Consider the following 17,771-nt stretch of genomic DNA (forward strand, 5'->3'; position numbering starts at 1 on the left):
TACCCGAATCTCCTGTGCTGTCAACGCCCTGCAAAAATCCGCAGCGGGATCGTCCAGCTTATGGAATTCTAAACTGAAGTTAATGGTATCCAGGGGAATCTTTACCCACCATTAGGGTCGGAAATGATTGAATACAGTCGGAAACGATTGAAAGTTGGGAATTCGCCATTATGATGGAGTGAGGATTCGGATGCAGTGCATCAATGCGCTGCGCCATACTAGCTGTTTCAAATAGCTGCTTTAACGCGGAGAGAATTCAGAATGGAAAACAGACAGTACAACGTTCAGAAAAGTCAGGGCATCACGATAAACCGTGGCTCTGGCACGGCTGCCATCAGTCCTGAAGCGTCGAAGGTTCTGCGTAACACCTATAGCCTGCTCGCTATGACCCTGTTGTTCAGTGCCGTAATGGCTGGAATTTCCATGTCCATCGGCCTGGGACGGGGCGTCAGCCTGATCTGCATGCTGGGTGCCCTTGCACTGGTGTGGCTGGTTCTGCCAAGAACCGCAAACAGCTCTGCGGGTATCGGTGTTGTCTTTGCGTTCACGGGTCTTCTCGGACTGTCGCTTGGCCCAACCCTGACCTACTACCTGGCCATGTCTAACGGCGGGCAGATCGTGATGCAGGCCCTCGGTGGTACTGCGGTTGTCTTTTTCGCCCTGTCAGGCTACGTGCTGACCACCAAAAAAGACTTCAGCTTCATGCGCGGCATCCTGGTTGCCGGACTGGTTGTCGTGCTTGTAGCGCTGGTTGGTTCGCTGGTTGCCGGAATGTTCGGCGTTGACATCAGCACCTTCAGTCTTGCCATCAGCGCGGCCATCGTGTTCCTGATGTCTGGTTTCATCCTGTATGACACCAGCCGGATTGTGAACGGCGGTGAGACCAACTACATCATGGCGACCACAGGTCTCTACCTGAATATCTACAACCTGTTCCTGAGCCTGCTCCATCTCATTGGCGCGTTCTCCAACGAATGATCAGCAGCCTGCCAGAGCAGACAAAAACCCCGGCACCTGCCGGGGTTTTTACGTTGGTGATTACCGGAGCCCCCTACTCGTCCCAGGCACCGCAAACCGCCCTGCGCTTTGCCCGCGCGGCGCTGGCTGCCAACAAACGTATTGACCGGGTATTCCTCTACGGTGATGGCGTCCATCTGGCCTCCAGCCTGAGCGCGCCTCCGTCTGATGAACTGAATCTGTGTGACGCCTGGTCCGTTTTTCTTACCGAGAACCATATCGCCGGGGTTGCGTGTATTGCCTCGGCTCTTCGGCGCGGCCTTGTTGACGAATCGGAAATGCAACGTTATCAGCTGACTGCTTCCAACCTGCGTGCGCCCTTTGAGATAGCGGGCCTGGGCGAATGGGTGGACAGCATGGCTACTGGATCCCGTGTCCTATACTTCCACAAGGGGGCCTGACAGTGAGCACGCTGATTATTATTGACCAGCCGCCCTACGGCTCCTGGGAAGGCCGTGAGGCGCTGGACATGGCCTTTTCCCTGGCTGCGTTCGATCAACCCGTGTCACTGCTTTTCTGTGGTGCCGGAGTGAACTGGCTACGTAAAGGACAGGACGCCGCAGAGGTGCAACAGAAATCCATTGAGCGCAATCTGGCTGCGGCGCCCGTCTTCGGCGTGGAAGCTCTGCTTGCCGACCGCAGCGCCTGTGATCAGTACGGTCTGGATGACGCTGCCCTGCTCGATCACGTCACCATCACCGATCTGGGCAAGGAATTGACTGGCCGCTTTGACCACGTGGCATTTGCAGGCTAGGAATGAAATCCATGATCACACTTAAAACGTTGCATATTCTCAATAAGCCGCCGGAGCATAGCCGTTACCGGCTATGCCTCCGTGCTATCGGGCCAGGGGACGGGTTGCTGTTGACCGAAAACGGAGTTCTGGCCGTTACCCGGCTTTCAGGGATTGATAGCGAGCGGTGTTTTGCGCTGGCAGCGGATCTCGAGGCACGAGGGCTGTCCTCGCAAGTCAGCACGGATCAGACAGTGTCATTCGATGGAATGGTGGATCTGACCGCATCTGCTGAAAATGTCATTAGCTGGTGACCCATGACTGATACCCCGATGCCTGAAAGGAACAATGAAGGTTTTTTGGAAGTTCCCGAGCAATGGAAGCCTCAGGTTGCCGAGGCTATTGCCCGGGAAGATGGCATTGATCTGACCAATAAACACTGGGAGATCATAGAGTTTCTACGTTTATTTTACAAACAACATGAACTATCGCCCCCCTCTAACCGGCTGTTCGTGAAGGCAGTAAAAGAGACTTTCGGGGAGGACAAGGGTAACAGCATCTACCTGATGCAGCTGTTTCCCGGAACCCCTGCAAAAACGGCCTGCCGCATCGCCGGCCTGCCGCGCCCGACAAACTGCCTGTAGCTTATTCCGGAGGCTTTGCGTCATCCCTCCGGTCAGGCAAATACGTCAGGCGAAAACATTGTTCAAGACCATAACCTGCAGACCTCCGGCCAGGGCACCGAGCACCCCACCCACGACCATGAGCTGGAATTCCTCTTCCCGGAACGCCGGCCTGAGTATGTTCTGGAACTCTGCCGGACTCAGCGATTTCATCTGGCTGGCCAGCACGCTGGCCACCACCGGGGCCCTGTCCCGATTGAACGCCGGGTCTCCGAACACATCACGGGTTGCCAGCACAGCCTTTTCATTCATGGCTTTCTTCAGTTCCGTGTAACCCGTCATGCCCACAGTTACCTGGGCGGTCAGTTTCATGACCACGGAATGGTCCAGAAGTGGTCGCAAATGCTTCTGAATGATCGCCCGGGTGCGGTCGCCGTGGCTGCCGTTGATCATCGCATCAGCAATTTTTTCAACCGTGATCAGTTCCTCAGCCACCAGTCTTGCCCAGACATCGCTGATTTCTGGCTGACGCCTGAGAAATAGTCCCTGGACCTTCCACAACAGAAAGCGCCGGGGGCGCAAAGGGCGGAATATCAGGTTAATGGCAATCCAGTTGGTGAGAAATCCTATGGCAAATCCTCCCGCCGGCAACAGCCAGGGCTCCGGATAGCGCGCCCAGAGAGGTGCCAGGATCGCTCCGAGACCGGCGCCGATCACCGCCCCCCGATGGATCACCGAGCGAAGCTCCACCGAGCCGGCCTGCTGGAATATACGGTTCATCAGGTCCGGATGGGACTCGAGTTCACGGCTCAGTAGCGCTTTCAGATCCACCAGATCACTCAGGTCATCACCAAAATCCTCCACAAGTGGCTCGATCCTGGCGGGCAACTGCTCACGCCCCCACTGATAGATGCGATTGCGGACGAACAATGGCAGGTTATCCCACAGCAACGGTTGGGTGTCGTACATGATCTCATCGATGTACTCATCCATCCGCGGGCCCACCTGGGAAATGACCTGCTCCGCGATTCTGTGGGGTTCAAGCTTCTGGTAGACCGCATTCAGATCGCCAAACTGGCGGAGTGTCTGGTCGACGCAGATATGGGCCATTTTTTCGGCCTTGCGGGGAATCACGCCCTGCCAGCCGAATACCCCGGCACCCACAAATTTGATGGGATAGAATGACATCTGGATAGCCAGCCAATTGGTAAGCCAGCCAACCATAGCAGCCACGAGCGGCACAGACAGAAGTGCTACATCAACCAAGACAAACCCCATCAGATATGTGCCCTGATACAAAAAAGCCGGCTGTCGCCGGCTTTTGAATATACGTCAAATCAGGACGTTGCCCTATTGATAGTAGGCATTTTCTTTCACCGTGTGGTCAGTTACGTCGCGCACGGCGGAGATTTCGGGCACCCGCTCCTTCAGCGTGGACTCAACACCCTGCTTGAGGGTCAGGCTTACGGCGCTGCAACCCTGACAACCACCACCAAACCGGAGGACCGCCACAGACTCGTCCACAATCTCAACCAGCGACACTTCGCCACCGTGGGAAGCCAGGTTCGGGTTGATCTCTGAAGCCAGAACATACTGTACCCTGTCCGGCAGCGGAGCGTCGTCGTCCACCATTGGCACCTTGGCATTGGGTGCCTTGATGGTCAGCTGCCCACCCATCTGGTCCTTCGAATAGTCCACATAGGCTTCTTCCAGGAACGGAACCGAATTATGATCAAGAAACAGGGTGAACTTACCGAGATCCACCTGCTCATCCGTCGGCACAATTTCATTGGGCGGACAGTAGGCCAGACAGGTTTCAGCGTTCTTGGTCCCGGGCTGGGTCACGAAGATACGGACACCCATGCCCTCAACGTCCTGTTTTTCGATAAGTTGTGCGAGGTAGTCCCGTGCGGGATCTGTCACCGTAACCAAAGCCATAATTGCAACCCGTTAGTAAATATAAGCGTATTTTAGGTCAGTTCGCTCCAACATGAAAGACCAAGTAAAATAGTCAGACTTTACCTGGCTCATTGATCGACATCATCAACCCGTGGGACGGCCTTTGCCAATTTTGCTATTATCCCGCGCCACTGTGACAAATTACGTCAAATACGACACCCGGAAGTAATTTCTATGACCGATCGCAACACCCGCCTGCAACAACTCAAAAACGCTCTTGAAGAACGGATTGTCATTCTTGATGGCGGTATGGGAACCATGATCCAGAACCTGAAACTGGACGAGGAAGCGTTCCGTGGCGAGCGATTTGCTGATTATGACCGGGAAGTCCAGGGCAATAACGATCTGCTGAACCTCACCCAGCCGGCCCTGCTCCGCAATATCCACGCGGACTACCTGGACGCCGGCGCGGATATTATAGAAACCAACACGTTCAACTCAACTCAACTGTCCCAGGCGGATTATGGTCTCGAGTCTATTGCCAGAGAGCTGAACGTGGCGGCGGCAAAACTGGCACGCCAGATTGCTGATGAATTTACCGAACGCAACCCGGACAAGCCACGTTTCGTGGCTGGTGCCGTTGGGCCTACCTCACGAACAGCCTCCATTTCACCGGATGTAAACAACCCGGGTTACCGCAACGTTGATTTCCAGACCCTGGTGGATAACTACTACGAAGCGGTTGATGGACTGGTCGAGGGCGGCTGTGATCTGATCCTGATTGAAACCATCTTCGACACCCTGAATGCCAAGGCCGCCATTTACGGCATTCAGCAGTATTTTATCGACAGCGGTATCGAGCTGCCGATCATGATCTCCGGCACCATCACCGATGCTTCCGGTCGAACCCTGTCCGGCCAGACCACCGAGGCCTTCTGGAATTCCGTGGCCCATGCCAAACCCATTTCCGTGGGCCTGAACTGCGCCCTGGGTGCCGACGCGCTTCGCCCCTACGTGGAGGAACTCTCCAACAAGGCGGACACTTACGTCAGCGCCCATCCCAATGCCGGCCTGCCTAATGAGTTTGGCGAATACGACCAGACCCCGGAAGAGATGGCGGACATCATCGAGGAATTCGCCCGGGATGGCTTCCTGAATATCATTGGCGGTTGTTGCGGCTCCCGGCCTGACCATATCGAGGCCATCGCCAACGCGGTTTCCAAGTATCCGCCCCGTAAAATCCCCACGCCCAAGAAAGCGCTACGCCTGTCCGGCCTGGAGCCTTTCACCGGTGATGAAAACACCCTCTTTATCAATGTGGGTGAGCGTACAAACGTCACCGGGTCCAAACGTTTCCTGAGACTGATCAAGGAAGAGCAGTACGAGGAGGCGCTCAGTGTTGCCCGTGACCAGGTGGAAAACGGTGCCCAGATCATCGACATCAACATGGACGAGGGCATGCTGGATTCGAAGGAGGTCATGGTCACTTTCCTCAACCTGGTAGCCTCCGAACCTGACATTTCCCGCGTTCCGTTGATGATCGACTCGTCCAAGTGGGATGTTATTGAGGCCGGCCTTCGCTGTATCCAGGGCAAGGCGGTGGTGAACTCCATCAGTCTGAAAGAAGGCGAGGAAGAATTCCTCAAGCGCGCCCGGGATTGCATGCGCTACGGCGCCGCCGTGGTAGTCATGGCCTTCGACGAAGACGGCCAGGCCGACACCTATGAACGCAAAACAGAGATCTGCAAACGCTCCTACGACCTGCTTGTGGACATAGGTTTCAACGCCGCAGACATCATTTTCGATCCCAACGTTTTCGCCATTGCCACCGGCATTGAAGAGCACAACAACTACGCGGTGGATTACATCAACGCCAGTCGCTGGATTCGCGAGAAGCTGCCCCATGCCTCCATTTCCGGCGGTGTAAGCAATGTATCCTTCTCATTCCGCGGCAACGACGCAGTTCGGGAAGCCATTCATTCTGTGTTCCTGTATCACGCCATCAAAGCGGGCATGAACATGGGTATCGTCAATCCCGGGCAACTGGTGATCTACGACGAAATCGACCCGGAGCTGAAAGAGCTGGTCGAAGATGTGGTTCTTAACCGTCGCGACGACGCAACCGACCGGCTGCTTGAAATTGCCGAACGCTACCGCAGCAAAGGCGGAAAAACCCAGGAGGAAGACCTGGCCTGGCGGGAGTGGCCGGTCGAGAAACGGGTTGAGCACGCCCTGGTCAAGGGTATTACCAGCTACATCATCGACGACACGGAAGCCTGCCGTCAGCGGGCCGATCACCCTATTGAGGTGATTGAAGGCCCGCTCATGGACGGCATGAACGTGGTTGGCGATCTGTTCGGCGATGGGAAGATGTTTCTGCCCCAGGTGGTCAAAAGCGCCCGCGTCATGAAACAGGCGGTCGCCCACCTGATTCCGTACATCGAGGCCGAAAAAACCGAGGAGCAGAAAGCCAAAGGCAAGATCCTGATGGCGACGGTCAAGGGCGACGTGCACGATATCGGCAAGAACATTGTTGGTGTGGTATTGCAGTGCAATAACTACGAAGTCATCGACATGGGCGTGATGGTGCCCTGCGACAAGATCCTGGAGACTGCGAAGAAAGAGAACGTGGATATCATTGGTCTCAGTGGCCTGATTACTCCGTCGCTGGATGAGATGGTGCATGTAGCCAAGGAAATGCAGCGGCTGGATTTCCACATCCCGCTGATGATTGGTGGCGCCACCACCTCCAAGGCCCACACGGCAGTCAAGATCGAGCAGCATTACCGGAACGATATCGCCCTGTACGTATCGGACGCCTCCCGCTGCGTTAACGTGGCGTCCCAGCTGCTCAGCAAGACCGCGAAACCAGCACTGGTAGACGCTGCGCGAACCGAATACCACGACATCCGCGAACGCCGCAAGAACCGTGGTGAACGCACCAAGCTGGTATCACTCCAGGAAGCTCGCGATCGGGCTCCCGAGCTCGACTTCAACAATTATGAGCCTCCCCGGCCAAGTTTTATCGGGGTCAGGTCTTTTGAAACCTACGACCTGGAAAAGCTGCTCGACTATGTCGACTGGACACCCTTCTTCATTTCCTGGGATATGTCGGGCAAATACCCGGCGATCTTCGATGATCCCAAGCGGGGCGAAACTGCCAGGACACTTTTCGAAGACGCCCAGAAAATTCTGCGGCGAATGATCGACGAAAAGCGCGTTTCTGCAAAAGCCGTCATCGGGTTCTGGCCAGCCAACCGGCGTGGCGACGACATTGTGCTCTACACTGACGAAAGTCGTCAGACGGAGCTCACCACCCTGCACCACCTGCGCCAGCAGGATGACAAGGCGCCAGGCAAGCCGATGATGGCGCTGTCAGATTTCGTGGCACCGGAGGGGGACGGCCCCTGCGATTATATTGGTGGTTTTGCAGTCACCACCGGTATCGGGGCGGAAGAATTCTCTCTTGAGTTCAAGAATAACAACGACGACTACAATGCCATCATGGTGAAAGCGCTTGCCGACCGCCTGGCCGAGGCCTTCGCTGAGCATCTGCATGAACGGGTCAGGAAGGAGTTCTGGGGATACGCCAGCGACGAAACGCTGAAAAACGAGGATCTGATTCGCGAGCGCTACCAAGGCATCCGCCCGGCACCCGGCTATCCGGCCTGCCCGGATCATACCGAGAAGGCAGCCCTGTTTGAGCTGCTGAATGCTCCGGAGAACGCGGGACTGGAACTGACCGAAAGCTTTGCCATGTTTCCCACGGCGGCTGTATCCGGATGGTACTTTTCCCACCCGGAATCAAAGTACTTCGCAGTGGGCAAGATTGGCGCAGACCAGGTTGAAGACTATGCTGAACGCAAGCAGATATCGAAAGCGGAGGCTGAACGCTGGCTGGCTCCCAGCCTCGCTTACGACCCGGCGGAATAACACCGCCGGCAATCCAACACTGATTAGCTGGAAGGTAGTATGGCCGAGAGACAGGACAACAGAAGAAAGCCCGCCAATTCTAAAAAAGGACCGGGCGTGCTCAAAGTCATGCAGAGCATCCTCGCGGGCGCACTGGGAGTGCAGTCCGACAAGCGCCGGGAGGAAGATTTCTCGAGCCACAGTCCCTGGCCCTATATTATCGCCGGTATCCTGTTCACCGCCGGTTTTGTCGTTACTCTGATCGTCGTGGTCAAGGTGGTGCTTTCCGGTCAATAGGGACTATTGGCCGGACACCCAGATGACTGCAAAGGCAACGACAAGAACAATCAGCAGTACGGCTGCAACTGCATCGGCCTGGCTATCTGTTCGCGTTATCTTCTTCATACTCTTTCCCCGCTATGTTGTTGTCTGTTTTTTCAAGCACGCCTTTCTAAATCTAGGCTGAAATGTGCTATCCGTCCAGCAATATCTCCCTTTCTATATCACTCAAATCGATAACCATATTTTGAAATAATCATTTTAAGAATAACGGCGCAGTGATATTCTCCTTCGCAAGAACAGGCTCCAAAGCCCTATTTCCAGCGTTTCAGCAAGGCGTTCCACTATGTATGTTTACGACGAGCACGATCGGCAGATGGCTGCCGAGCGGGTTGAACAATTCCGGGACCAGACCCAAAGGGCCCTGGCTGGTGAGCTGCGTGAAGACGAGTTTCTTCCCCTGCGGCTTCAGAACGGATTGTATGTACAGCGTCTTGCGCCGATGTTGCGTATCGCCGTTCCCTACGGAATGCTCCGATCCACACAGCTGCGCCGGTTAGCTCGCATAACGCGGGACTATGACAAAGGTTACGCCCACTTTACAACACGCCAGAATGTCCAGCTCAACTGGCCTGAGATTAAAGACGTGCCGGACATACTGGCAGAACTGGCAGAAGTGGAAATGCACGCCAATCAGACCAGCGGCAACTGCATTCGCAACACCACAACCGATCAGTTTTCCGGTGTGCAGGCAGATGAAATAGCCGATCCTCGCCCGTACTGCGAGATCATCCGGCAATGGTCGACCTTCCATCCGGAGTTTGCCTTTCTGCCCCGCAAATTCAAAGTGGCGGTGAACGCGTCCGAACATACTGACCGCGCTGCCATCCAGGTTCACGACATTGGCCTGCAGATGGTTCGTAACGATCAGGGCGAGCTTGGCTTCCGGGTACACGTTGGCGGTGGTCTCGGTCGCACCCCCATGGTCGGCCCGGTGAGTCGTGAATTCCTGCCGGAGCTGGACCTTCTGACTTACCTGGAAGCTGTCTTGCGTGTCTATAACCGCTATGGCCGCCGCGACAACAAATTCAAAGCCCGCATCAAGATCCTGGTGAAGGCTCTGACTCCGGAAGGCTTTGCGGCGAAAGTGGAAGATGAATGGTCCCACATCAAGGACTCTCCCACCCGCCTGACCCCGGAAGCCATCAGCCAGTTCCAGGGCTACTTTACTGAGCCGGACTACCAGCCAATTCCGGAGGTTACGGAAACCCTGGCGGGCCAACGCTTTGAAAACCGCGAGTTTGACCAGTGGATCAGCCACAATGTGGACACCCACAAGAAGCCGGGATACGCCATTGTGTCCCTGACCATGAAAAAGACCGGTACGCCTCCGGGGGACGTCAGTGATCGTCAGTTGGAGCAGATTGCAGATCTGGCTGACCGGTACAGCTTTGGTGAAGTGCGGGTTACCCATCAGCAGAACGTGGTATTGGCGGACGTCCGAAAGGACGAGTTGTTCGAGCTTTGGCAGGCCGTCACTCCGATGGGTTTTGGCACCGCGAACCTGAACACCCTGACAGATGTGATTTGCTGCCCTGGCGGCGATTACTGTGCCCTGGCCAACGCCAAATCCATACCCGTCGCCGAGTCTATCCAGCGCCAGTTTGACGATATGGATTACCTGTACGACATCGGCAATATTGACCTGAATATCTCGGGCTGTATGAACGCGTGTGGTCACCACCATGTGGGCAACATTGGTGTACTGGGTGTCGACAAGAAAGGCCAGGAGTTCTACCAGATCAGTCTGGGCGGCTCATCCCATCACGATGCTGCCATCGGCAAGATTCTGGGACCATCGTTTGCCCGGGATGATATGCCCGAAGTGATTCAGAAAATCATTAATGTGTACGTCGACAACCGGACAGAGGAAGAGCCCTTTCTGGACACGTACCGCCGTATTGGCATTGAGCCATTCAAGGAGCGGGTTTATGCCTGATTTGATTACCAGCGACGGTAGTATCCGTCACGACGAATGGGTTGTGGTTCCCAGACCGGCTGATGGAGAGTCTCTGGATGTCCCGCACCAGCCTGCACTGATTCCCGCCGATCTCTGGTTGGCGGGCAAGGAGCACTTCGAAGACCGCGATGACATCGGGGTCTGGCTTGATAGTCACGAGGAGCCGGAGATTCTGGCCGGGGTTGCCAATGAGCTTCCGGTGATTGCGGTGAACTTTCCTAAGTTCAGTGATGGTCGTGGTTACAGTATTGCCCGGATTCTGCGTGAGCGGCTGCACTACCGCCATGAGCTCAGGGCCGTGGGAGATGTGTTGCTGGATCAGCTGCAGTTCATGAAGCGCTGTGGTTTTGATACCTACGTGCTGCGCGGGGATAAGGACATCAACAAGGCAGCGCGTTGCCTGAATTTCTTTACCCAGGGTTATCAGGCGGCCACGGATACAGATGTCCCCCTGTTCCGCCGCCGGGCGTCCTGATTCCTACTCCCAACGTCAACCGTAGGTCGAATTTCGCTGCGCTCTATCGACCTACGTTTGAGCAACGATTGTGTAGTCGGACAATGTCCTGCCCGACCACAAATCGCTACTCATTATCTTGAATGATCGAGAACAATCTTCCCTGAAGACTCCCCTTTCAGAAACGCTTTCAACGCCGCATCCAGCTCACTACGCCCAATATCACGGGCAGACGCTTCCGTTTTCTTGCACGCCCATTCACCGGCAAACTTGTCCCATACCGCCTGCTTCTCAGCCATCGGAATCTCCACCGAATCCACGCCCAGCAGGTTGTTTCCCCTGAGGATAAACGGCAGCACGGTGGTTTCCAGTTGCGGGCCGGCCACGAGACCGCAACAGGACACAGAGCCGCCCGGGTGGATCTGCTTCAGCAGTTCTGCCAAAGGGCCACCGCCTACGGTATCGACAGCGTTTGCGAAGGCAGGTTTGAGCATGGGTTTCTTTTCGGTAGCCAACGCCTCACGACCCAGGATTTCTGTAGCGCCCAGATTCTTGAGCACTTCTGCCTGGTCCTGCTTGCCGCTGATAGCGACTACTTCGAAGCCGAGGTTAGCCAAAAGCTCGACGGCCACACTGCCTACCGCACCACTGGCGCCACTGACCGCGACTTTGCCCTGCTCGGGACTCGCACCCATGGTCAGCAGTTTTTTCACGCTCAGGCCGGCTGTCAGGCCGGCAGTGCCATAGATCATGGCGGTACGTGCATCCCAACCCTGGGGCATCGCCACACACCAGTCTGCTGGTACGCGGATGTATTCGCCAAAACCACCGTCCGTGTTCATGCCAAGGTCGTAGCCCGTGACCAATACCATGTCGCCGGCAGAGAAAGGGCCAGCAGTGGCTTCCACCACTTCTCCGGCGGCATCAATACCCGGTGTGTGGGGGAATTTACGGGTAACGCCCTTGTTCCCGGAGGCGGACAGGGCGTCCTTGTAGTTAAGGGAAGAATGGCTGACTCGGATCAGAACGTCATTCTCGGGCAGGTCCGATACGTGCAGTGTCTGTTCCGAACCAACGTACTCGCCATCCTGTTCCTGAACACGCCATGCCTTGAACTCGGTGTCATTTGTCATGATGTTTTCCCCGTTGTTATTGGCTCTACTGGATTTTCTGATTGCGGAACGCGCTCAGTACCCGCCATACGGTGTGCTCAAGTGCCGCACTGGTGGCCAGGCCGAGCTTTTCCGGTAGTGTGCGCTTGCGTTGATAACTTACCGAGATTACGTCGGCACGGTCACAGGCTTCAATGAGAAATTCGTCGGAGGTTTTGATTTCGTCGATCAGATTGACCTCAAGGGCCCGCCGGCCAAACCATATATCCCCGTTGGCGACGGCGGCCATGTCCAGCCCGGGGCGACGCTCCCCGACATACTCCTTGAACAGAACGTGGGTATCTTCAAGATCCTCCAGGAACTTCGCCCTGCCCTTCTCGGTGTTTTCCCCAAAAATGGTCATGGTCCGTTTGTGCTCTCCGGCAGTGAGAACCTCGAAATCCACATCGTTTTTCTTCAGGAACCGATGGAAGTTCGGCAACTGGGCGACAACGCCAATGGAGCCCAGAATGGCAAACGGCGACGCCACGATGCGATCCGCAACACAGGCCATCATATAACCGCCGCTGGCGGCCACCTTGTCAACACACGCAGTCAGTTTGATACCCTTTGCGCGAATGCGGTCCAGCTGTGCCGCCGCGAGACCATAGGAGTGCACCAGGCCACCGCCACTTTCCAAGCGGATGACCACTTCATCGGTTTGCGGTTCCGCTACGCTGAGCACGGCAGTGATCGACCTGCGCAGAGAATCAGTGTCGCTGGCCTTGATATCGCCATCGAAATCCAGCACATAGACCTTGGGCTTGGCCTCTTCCTCGGCGTCACCCGCTTTGCGCTTGGCCTTGGCGGCCTTCGCTTTTGCTTTTTCTGCTTTCTTGCGGGCTTTTTCAAAGATTTTGTGCTCGGCGTCGCTGCGCAGCTTTTCCTGAAGCGCATCCTTCAGCTTGCGGTATTTTTCATTGAGTTTGCGAACCCGCAGTTCGCCATCGCCACCGTGATCATCCTTTTCTTTCTGTGCCGCGGACATAATCACCGAAATGACAACAATCAGAGCCACTACCAGGGTGACCGTTTTCGCAATGAACAAACCGAACTCTGTCAGAAATTCCAAGTTGCTTCTCCAGGGTGATTCTTTAGCGCTCGATTGTAACTGAGGCGCCCAGAGGTACAACCCATCCCCTTAATAAAGAAAATTAAAACAAGCGTTCGATCGAGCTTGACAGCGCTATTGTCTCACCCTAAAGTCGATTGCTACGTCGGCTCGCCCGCCGTCAATACGCCAAGACAAACACCAATAAGGGTAAACTAATGTCTGTAGCTCAAATCTTTGAAAAGCTTGAACAGAATTTCAACGCAGACGCCGCTGAAGGGCTTGACCTGGTATTCCAGTTCGATATCGAAGACGACAAGACCTACCACGTCATTATCAAGGATGGCACCTGCAAGGCGGTCGAAGGTGCCCACGACGATCCTTCTGTCACGCTGATCATGAATTCCGAAACCCTTAAAGGCATCGTGTCAGGCGAAACCGATGGCATGCAGGCGTTCATGGCCGGCCAGTTGCGCGCCGAAGGCGACATGATGCTGGCAACCAAACTGGGCGAACTGTTCAACATGGGCTGAACGCCTTTTGGACCAGCCCACAAAAAACCCCTGCACGCGCTCGCGGCAGGGGTTTTTGTATCAGGTCCCCGGTAGACTGGCCTATAGCCCAACATCGGCTAGGGACGATTCCGCGAGCCGCAACAAGTCAGCGTTACGCTCCTCCCGTTTGCCGATACTCTCGATATAATATTCAAGGGATGTGAGAGCATCCGCCAGTGCCTCCAGGACCTGTGGCTGCGGCGCTTCCCTGGCATCAAGCAGACGTTGTTGGATAGACCCGGCCACCCGCTCAAGCACGGACGCGGCGCCCGCATCATCGAGCATATGCAAACCACCCCAGATGCTGTGCAGGGTTCCCGGCAGGTTGGCCAGGTGGAGCTTGTCGTAGTCGGATTCAATGAAGGCTGTAATCGCCCGCTTTGCGAGAGTCAGCGCACTTCTGGCCTCATCGGCCACCACGAACATGGCTTCTTTCAGGTACAGGGACTCCTCCCGGTTCCTTTGGCCACCCGCAAGCGCATCCGTTTCCGAGGTGATGCCCCGGGTTACAATTTGCATCACGGCATCTTCGATGCCAAGCACCGAGTCCGCCAATTTGTAGAGCTCATCCCCCACCGGCAGCCGTTTCTCTTCCTCCCAGGTTCGCAGCTTGTTCGCTTCTGCGCGGGCCATGGTTCCCAGCTGGTTCAGGTCGAGCATGACCAGGGTGTTTGCCATACGCTCCAGGGCATCGGCAATGGAAGACAGCTCAGCCAGGTCAGGCTCGATGCCGCGCTCGACAATATCCAGCTTGTCCTTGAGCTGATTCAGTTCGTCCTGCAGGGCAGTAGAGAGGGATTTGAGCACGTCCGAGCCCGGGCCATAGAGCCGGCGGGCATGGGCATCAAGCATGGAGTCCGGAAATTCGGCCGGTGCCAGGCGGAAGGCCGACAGCACAGAGGTAACCTCGGGATTTGCGGAACCGCTGCGGTACAACAGATAGACAAGATCCCGGATCAGGGAGTCCGGCGCATCCTTTGCCGTCGCCACCTGCCCCACATACACCACTTCGCGGGAATACTTTTCAATTCTCATGAACATGCGCTTGCGGGCTTTACTGAACCCCATGGCTCGATCAAGCATGGTGTCAGCAACAATCCCCACCAGGCACCACATCTGCGCCATTGGCTGACCCTGACATAGCCGCGCAAAACCTCGAGCAGCGCGACTGAACAGCTTTTTGCTGACCGCCTCATTCTTGTCACGAAGAATGCCCAACAGCGCAACCTGAAAGCTCAGGCGCATACGACGGGCCAGAATTTCATATTCCGCCTCGTTCCCTTCAAAGGGCGGCATAACAAGATCGGCACAGAAATCAGGCCGCTCTTCCAGATCGACATCAAAAAAACAGGACTCCGGGTAGGGCTTTTCCTTCCGCGCCTCACGCAGGTCATTGATAACCGGCAATAGAAGCTCGGGATGATCAGCACGCTGCTGATGGTAGTACTCGACATAACGGCGCAGTATGAACAGGGCGCTGTTAAGCGTGGTCAGGAGTATGTTCTTGTCATCGTTGGCGCCGACCGGAACGTCGTTCGCCATGCTTACCGCTTCCTGACACAACAGTGTGCCGGCCCGCAGTTCAACAAGAATAAAAATACCGCGGAGCTGGTTCAGAAAATCCACACAGTTCTGCAGGTTCTCACCGCTCTCCCGATTTTCCTGGAAGCGTTCCAGGTTGGACTCTGCCTGTCTTATGGTCTGTTCAATCTCACTTTTGACCAGATCAAATGACTGTGACTTCGTCGCCAGAGACGATTGAACCATAAACGCTTCCTGTAAATTATGCGGAAACTGCCGCGCCATGTTCCTGGAATGTGACCCTTCCGGTTTTTTTGGAGCCTTTTTATGCGCCGGATTTATTCGTCCCGACAAAAATAAAAGTTCGCGGAAAACCCGCGAACTTATCATTACTTATAACACAAAATTCAAGCGGCTCAAGAAAGCGGGAATGTAACAAAACGTACGTTCCGCCACAGTTCTCATTGTTGAACCAGGACCCACTTTGGGGGCGGCTTAATCGCTGGATGCCAGCTTGTCCCAGACTGTCCCACCGGACCGGCTGGCAAGCAGTGCCATGAATTCTTCATGGGCAGAGGACTCATCATCGCTGGCCCGGACAACATTGAGCGGCCTGCGGTCTGCGGCCAGCCGGCGGATACCGCCTCCGCCCCCGGCTTCATCGCTGCCGGCATCCAGTGACAAGGCGGTCTGACCGCCCGTCAGCAGCAGGTAGACGTCGGCCAGAATCTCGGCGTCCAGCAAGGCCCCGTGCAGGTCCCGGCTGCTGTTGTCGACACCATACCGTTTGCACAGTGCGTCCAGGCTGTTTTTCTGCCCCGGATGTTTTTTGCGCGCGATGGCGAGGGAATCCACTACACCGCAATGATCCGCCGTCTTGCGAACCGGCTTGAGGCGGGCAAATTCCGAATCCATAAAGCCGATATCGAACGCGGCGTTGTGAATGACAAGTTCGGCGCCTTCGATAAAGTCAAAGAACTCATTGGCAATGTCCGCAAACCTGGGTTTGTCTGCGAGAAACTCGTTGGTTATGCCGTGGACGGTAATTGCCTCGGCTTCTACTTCTCTTTCCGGATTCACATACACGTGATAGTGGCGCCCGGTGGTCTGACGCTCCATCAATTCCACGCACCCTATTTCGATAATCCGGTGACCCTCTGCCGGGTCGATACCGGTTGTTTCTGTATCCAGTACTATCTGTCTCATCTCAGCCCCGTTGGTTAAGCATTCGCCAGTTCTTCCACGCCAAGGTTGGCAAGCTCGTCTGCCAGTTCATTGCCCGGGTTGCCAGAATGCCCCTTGACCCAGTGCCAGTTCACCTTGTGCCTTGCCACTTCATTATCCAGTTCCCGCCAGAGGTCTTCATTCTTGACCGGTTTTTTCGCCGATGTTTTCCAACCGTTGCGTTTCCAGCCATGCATCCATTCCGTTATACCTTTGCGGACATACTGGGAATCGGTATACAGCTCCACTTCACAGGGTCGCTTTAACGCCTCAAGGCCGCGTATCGCGGCCATCAATTCCATTCTGTTGTTGGTAGTATTACCTTCGCCACCGTGCAGTTTTTTACTGGCATTGCCATAGCTCAGCACCACACCCCAGCCACCCGGGCCAGGGTTTCCCTTGCAGGCGCCATCGGTGTAGAGAACAACCTTACCGGCCATCAGCATTCCTCAACATGATTATGATTGACTGCGGCAGACTTGCTGCCGCCTTTGCCCGGATAAAGACGGGAGGCGCCCACGGCACCTCTGCCAGGCAGTGCAATCACTTTGCTGCTCTGCCAGACCGGCTTGCGGGGAAGCCTGGAGTAAACCCGTTTTTTGGCAAGGATACAGTAATAGGCGCCCACCGGAAGAAACCGGTTGCCACATACCTTTTCCATCAGGCTCTTACGTTCGTTCAACACCGCCCGCTGAAGGGGCATCCGGAAAAATGAAGAGTCTGCGGATTCCACCGTAAAATCCAGCAACCGCAGCCAATCCTCCATCCGACGCCTCATCATGAAACGACCGCCCCAGGGACCACCCTGATGCCTGGAAAACAGTTTTCTCAGGCCCCAGAGACTGAAGGGATTGAAGCCGATCAGTAGCATCACTCCTTCCCCCTTGAGAACCCGCGAGGCCTCTCGCAGAGCCTGGTGCGGATGGGGCGAAAAGTCAGCTGTGTGATGAAGAATCACCAGGTCCATGGAATCCCCGGGGAAAGGCAATTCATCGGCGTCGCACACCGCTACGCCCTCAGGGATCGCCGAATCCCAGGTGGGTGTGGTGCGGATTCGCTGGGCGAAATCGGTAGCAGATGCCAGCGGAAATTGCTGGCTGAGCCCGACCTGCAGCTGCCGGGCGCCCGAGAGCTTTCGAGCATGGTGCTCGACACAGGCTTTCTGGTCTGCCAACAGGGATTGGCCCAGGGGCGTCTTAAACCAGCTTTCAAAGCTGTCATGTCGGGCGGAATAATTCACCTCACCTGCCTGGCTCATCGCTACCTTCCCTCTTGACTGACCTTCATCAGGCGTTCATTGCGGTCCCGGTGTTGGGACGCCGGGATTAATGCA

General features: G+C 55.7%; 18 protein-coding genes. 10 read left to right on the forward strand and 8 right to left on the reverse strand.

Going from position 1 to position 17,771, the window contains the following annotated elements:
• Positions 1–261: 261 nt before the first annotated feature.
• Genes DIT71_RS08730 through DIT71_RS08750 form a run of 5 tightly spaced genes read left to right on the forward strand, consistent with a single transcriptional unit; the run spans position 262 to position 2,394 of the window.
• Positions 262–978 (forward strand): Bax inhibitor-1/YccA family protein, encoded by a 717-nt coding sequence (locus DIT71_RS08730; protein ID WP_114612798.1) that lies wholly within the window; start codon positions 262–264, stop codon positions 976–978.
• Positions 975–1,418: a sulfurtransferase complex subunit TusD gene (gene tusD, locus DIT71_RS08735; RefSeq protein WP_114612799.1), complete on the forward strand. Its 444-nt coding sequence runs from the start codon at positions 975–977 to the stop codon at positions 1,416–1,418. Before DIT71_RS08730 ends, tusD begins: the two co-directional genes overlap by 4 nt.
• Positions 1,419–1,420: 2 nt before the next feature.
• Positions 1,421–1,771 (forward strand): DsrE family protein, encoded by a 351-nt coding sequence (locus tag DIT71_RS08740; protein ID WP_114612800.1) that lies wholly within the window; start codon positions 1,421–1,423, stop codon positions 1,769–1,771.
• Positions 1,772–1,782: 11 nt separating this feature from the next.
• Entirely contained in the window at positions 1,783–2,064 is a 282-nt protein-coding gene (gene tusB, locus DIT71_RS08745; protein WP_114612928.1) for a sulfurtransferase complex subunit TusB, read from the forward strand.
• Between the two features lie 3 nt (positions 2,065–2,067).
• Positions 2,068–2,394, forward strand: coding sequence for a TusE/DsrC/DsvC family sulfur relay protein (locus DIT71_RS08750; RefSeq protein WP_114612801.1), 327 nt, complete (start codon positions 2,068–2,070; stop codon positions 2,392–2,394).
• Between the two features lie 45 nt (positions 2,395–2,439).
• Here the strand turns inward: DIT71_RS08750 and DIT71_RS08755 are convergent, their stop codons facing one another.
• Together DIT71_RS08755 and nfuA are read right to left on the reverse strand one after the other, a co-directional pair.
• Positions 2,440–3,561: a DUF445 domain-containing protein gene (locus DIT71_RS08755; protein WP_227538014.1), complete on the reverse strand. Its 1,122-nt coding sequence runs from the start codon at positions 3,559–3,561 to the stop codon at positions 2,440–2,442.
• Between the two features lie 162 nt (positions 3,562–3,723).
• Positions 3,724–4,311, reverse strand: coding sequence for a Fe-S biogenesis protein NfuA (gene nfuA / locus DIT71_RS08760; protein ID WP_114612803.1), 588 nt, complete (start codon positions 4,309–4,311; stop codon positions 3,724–3,726).
• A 195-nt stretch (positions 4,312–4,506) separates the two neighbouring features.
• Between nfuA and metH the strand changes: the two genes are divergently transcribed.
• From metH to DIT71_RS08780, 4 genes are all read left to right on the forward strand, one after another.
• Positions 4,507–8,205: a methionine synthase gene (metH, locus tag DIT71_RS08765; RefSeq protein ID WP_114612804.1), complete on the forward strand. Its 3,699-nt coding sequence runs from the start codon at positions 4,507–4,509 to the stop codon at positions 8,203–8,205.
• 39 nt (positions 8,206–8,244) lie between these two features.
• Positions 8,245–8,481: a DUF2970 domain-containing protein gene (locus DIT71_RS08770; RefSeq protein ID WP_114612805.1), complete on the forward strand. Its 237-nt coding sequence runs from the start codon at positions 8,245–8,247 to the stop codon at positions 8,479–8,481.
• A gap of 328 nt (positions 8,482–8,809) precedes the next feature.
• Positions 8,810–10,462, forward strand: coding sequence for a nitrite/sulfite reductase (locus DIT71_RS08775; RefSeq protein ID WP_114612806.1), 1,653 nt, complete (start codon positions 8,810–8,812; stop codon positions 10,460–10,462).
• Entirely contained in the window at positions 10,455–10,958 is a 504-nt protein-coding gene (locus tag DIT71_RS08780; RefSeq protein WP_114612807.1) for a DUF934 domain-containing protein, read from the forward strand. Before DIT71_RS08775 ends, DIT71_RS08780 begins: the two co-directional genes overlap by 8 nt.
• A 113-nt stretch (positions 10,959–11,071) precedes the next feature.
• Here the strand turns inward: DIT71_RS08780 and DIT71_RS08785 are convergent, their stop codons facing one another.
• Entirely contained in the window at positions 11,072–12,070 is a 999-nt protein-coding gene (locus DIT71_RS08785; protein ID WP_114612808.1) for a YhdH/YhfP family quinone oxidoreductase, read from the reverse strand.
• Between the two features lie 25 nt (positions 12,071–12,095).
• Complete coding sequence (gene sohB / locus DIT71_RS08790) at positions 12,096–13,160, reverse strand: protease SohB (RefSeq protein ID WP_114612809.1); 1,065 nt, start codon at positions 13,158–13,160, stop codon at positions 12,096–12,098.
• Positions 13,161–13,357: 197 nt separating this feature from the next.
• On the opposite strand from sohB, the gene DIT71_RS08795 reads away from it, so the two are divergent.
• Positions 13,358–13,672 (forward strand): SCP2 sterol-binding domain-containing protein, encoded by a 315-nt coding sequence (locus tag DIT71_RS08795; RefSeq protein ID WP_114612810.1) that lies wholly within the window; start codon positions 13,358–13,360, stop codon positions 13,670–13,672.
• A gap of 81 nt (positions 13,673–13,753) precedes the next feature.
• On the opposite strand, the gene DIT71_RS08800 is transcribed toward DIT71_RS08795, so the two are convergent.
• The 4 genes from DIT71_RS08800 to DIT71_RS08815 form a co-directional block, all read right to left on the reverse strand.
• Positions 13,754–15,460 (reverse strand): chemotaxis protein, encoded by a 1,707-nt coding sequence (locus DIT71_RS08800; RefSeq protein WP_114612929.1) that lies wholly within the window; start codon positions 15,458–15,460, stop codon positions 13,754–13,756.
• A 249-nt stretch (positions 15,461–15,709) separates the two neighbouring features.
• Positions 15,710–16,420, reverse strand: a complete 711-nt coding sequence (dnaQ, locus tag DIT71_RS08805; RefSeq protein WP_114612811.1) for a DNA polymerase III subunit epsilon — start codon at positions 16,418–16,420, stop codon at positions 15,710–15,712.
• A gap of 14 nt (positions 16,421–16,434) precedes the next feature.
• Positions 16,435–16,878, reverse strand: a complete 444-nt coding sequence (gene rnhA, locus DIT71_RS08810) for a ribonuclease HI (RefSeq protein ID WP_114612812.1) — start codon at positions 16,876–16,878, stop codon at positions 16,435–16,437.
• On the reverse strand, positions 16,878–17,696 hold the full coding sequence (locus tag DIT71_RS08815) for a class I SAM-dependent methyltransferase (protein ID WP_114612813.1): 819 nt from the start codon (positions 17,694–17,696) through the stop codon (positions 16,878–16,880). Before DIT71_RS08815 ends, rnhA begins: the two co-directional genes overlap by 1 nt.
• Positions 17,697–17,771 lie beyond the last annotated feature (75 nt).

Origin of the sequence: Marinobacter vulgaris (assembly GCF_003344045.1) — a bacterium.
Lineage (GTDB): Bacteria > Pseudomonadota > Gammaproteobacteria > Pseudomonadales > Oleiphilaceae > Marinobacter > Marinobacter vulgaris.